The organism is Methanobrevibacter sp. (genome assembly GCF_045644645.1).
GTDB lineage: Archaea > Methanobacteriota > Methanobacteria > Methanobacteriales > Methanobacteriaceae > Methanocatella.
The window spans coordinates 1-2420 of the sequence record NZ_JAZRHE010000051.1 but is presented as its reverse complement, the minus strand read 5'-3'; the positions used below and the strand labels follow the sequence as shown (position 1 = coordinate 2420).

3 protein-coding genes are annotated in these 2420 nt (G+C 32.6%); all 3 read left to right on the top strand.

Annotated features, from left to right (window positions below):
* Positions 1–83 precede the first annotated feature (83 nt).
* The 3 genes from ACKI4K_RS03205 to ACKI4K_RS03195 are packed head-to-tail and all read left to right on the top strand — an operon-like array spanning position 84 to position 1909.
* Positions 84–821 carry a transposase gene (locus ACKI4K_RS03205; protein WP_407422223.1) on the top strand — a complete coding sequence of 246 codons (738 nt, stop codon included), beginning with the start codon at positions 84–86 and terminating at the stop codon, positions 819–821.
* A 45-nt stretch (positions 822–866) separates the two neighbouring features.
* Complete coding sequence (locus ACKI4K_RS03200; protein ID WP_407422221.1) at positions 867–1583, top strand: hypothetical protein; 717 nt, start codon at positions 867–869, stop codon at positions 1581–1583.
* Positions 1580–1909, top strand: a complete 330-nt coding sequence (locus ACKI4K_RS03195) for a hypothetical protein (protein ID WP_407422219.1) — start codon at positions 1580–1582, stop codon at positions 1907–1909. Before ACKI4K_RS03200 ends, ACKI4K_RS03195 begins: the two co-directional genes overlap by 4 nt.
* The last annotated feature ends 511 nt before the right edge of the window (positions 1910–2420 follow it).

Here is a 2420-nt window from a genome sequence, read left to right as displayed (position 1 = left end):
GCCACTTGGGGACGTACATTTTTTGGCATTATTTTATTGACAACTAAAAAGATTTATGGTATACTTAGCTAAGAGGTGATAGAATGAGCAGACTTGCAAGAACTATCAGTGAGAGTGGAGTATACCATATTTTATTTCGGGGAGTTAATCAGCAAAATATATTTGAAGAAGCTTCCGATTTTGAAAAATTAAAAGAGATAATAGAAATAGTAAAACAAGATTTGCAGTTTGAAATATACGCATATTGTTTTATGAGTAATCACGTTCATATTGTTCTCAAAGAGAAAAACTGCGGAGATATTTCTCTGATAATGAAACGTATTTTAACTAAATATGCACGCTGGTATAACACTAAATACGGCAGAAGCGGTGCTCTAATTGCAAACAGGTATAAAAGTGTACCGGTAGAAATAGATGAGTATTTTTTGAATTTAATAAGGTACATTCACCAAAACCCTATAAAAGCTGGTATTGTAGATAAAATTGAAAACTATCCTTACAGTAGTTTTATAGAGTATATTAATAAAGCCAATTTAGCTGACACAAATTTTTTATTGGAAATGATAAGTATTGAAGAATTTGTAGAATACCACAAAGAACTTGAAAATATGAAATTTCGTGTTACAGACAGTAAAAGAAAAACTGATGAAGATGTTTTAATGTTTATAAAAAAGAATTATAGTATTGATAATCCCAAAAACATATCTAAACTTCCAAAATTAGAACGTAATAAGATTTTATTTGAGTTAAAAAAAGAGTTTTCTGTTAGGCATTTACAAAGAATTACTGGTGTTTCGAGAGGTGTCATAACTTATGCATAATATGCTACCAAAAAATGTACGTCCCCGAATGGCTCCCGTCCCCGAATGGCTCCTTGCGGAAACAATCCAGTGAATTATGTTGACCCCTTGGGTTTGGATGCAGTTTTAATAACAGCTGACCATGCGGCTGCTGGAGCAGGACATACATCGATAATAACCCAAGATACAAGAGATGGGAAATGGTATTATTTTTATTGGGGTGATAAGGCGACTTATTTCGTTGAAGTTCCTTGGGAAGATGGAGCTATGGGTTCGTTGGAAAATTTTAATAGTTGGCTTAATAAACAAGATTTGCCATATAGTACAAAAAATTATACTTCCGCAACTTTTGTTGAAGGAGATTTTAATGCTTCTGTAGATTATTTTAAGGATTTAGTCGCCGGGACTACGATAGAAAAAGGCTATAGAATGGAAGTAGGCAGATATGATAAGCCAACAATGGAATATTATCAAATTAATAAATCATATAGTTTATTAAAGGCAAATTGTCTCCAAATGAGCATGAAAGGATTCTACAAAGGAACGCTAAAAAATGGCACAAGTGTAAAATCTTTTATGAATGGTCAATTAGATAAAACATGGATGGCAGATACAATTCCTAATTTTGCTGAAGATGTATTTAATCAACTGTTCTTTAATCGAAGATTTACTCGTGCAGCCGCAAAAAACGATGTGACATGGGAAGCCTTATATGGCTCGCCAGGAGAACGTTATAAAACCAAGGGATTATTTTATGCCAAAACATTGGGGGTGTCAAAATGAAATATAATATTGTGGAAATTTTGATATCCATACTTGATGTGTTTATATTTAATAATCCCATAGGTATTACAGCTGTAGTTGTTGCTCTTTTGATAGGAATATTGATGTGCATATATGGAAATTTAAAAAGCAGAATTATTTGTGTATGCAGCCTGTTAGTATTTGCAATTTTCAGTATCATTGTTTGTATACCTGGAAATTCGCCGGATTATTTAATTTTGCCAATATTTATGTTTCCGTTTTTTGCAATAACACTAATCATTTTTATTGTTTATGATTTTATAAGGATGTTAATAAGTATAAAACAAAAAAACAACAACCAATAGTTTCACTCAGAGAGGTAGATGTAAAAGTCTGCCTCTCTATTTTTTGAAAATTTTTGTAATTTGGCAAATGACAAATTGATATGTTTTTGGCTATTTTCGAGGTGTATTTTGACTTTAGAAATGCTGAAAGTCTTGATACAAGCGGATTTTGGCGTGTCATTTAGTAAAATATGACAAATGCTTTTTATGGTGCTATGATTTACCTGTAAGCTTACATCAATAACACTTTTAGCCCTTGTTACAAGTGTCATAGGTAAATTTTGATATTTATGATATGTGGTGCCACTTGGGGACGTACATTTTTTGGCATTATTTTATTGACAACTAAAAAGATTTATGGAGGGGCCACCTGGGGACGGGGGCCACTTGGGGACGTACATTTTTTGGCATTGTTTTATTGACAACTAAAAAGATTTATGGTATACTTAGCTAAGAGGTGATAGAATGAGCAGACTTGCAAGAACTATCAGTGAGAGTGGAGTATACCATATTTTATTTCGGGGAGTTAATC

What these genes read in the sequence shown, in the direction of transcription:
- ACKI4K_RS03205 (WP_407422223.1), top strand. Translation starts at nt 84, where the DNA reads ATGAGCAGACTTGCAAGAACTATCAGTGAGAGTGGAGTATACCATATT.
- ACKI4K_RS03195 (WP_407422219.1), top strand. Translation starts at nt 1,580, where the DNA reads ATGAAATATAATATTGTGGAAATTTTGATATCCATACTTGATGTGTTT.
- ACKI4K_RS03200 (WP_407422221.1), top strand. Translation starts at nt 867, where the DNA reads ATGGCTCCTTGCGGAAACAATCCAGTGAATTATGTTGACCCCTTGGGT.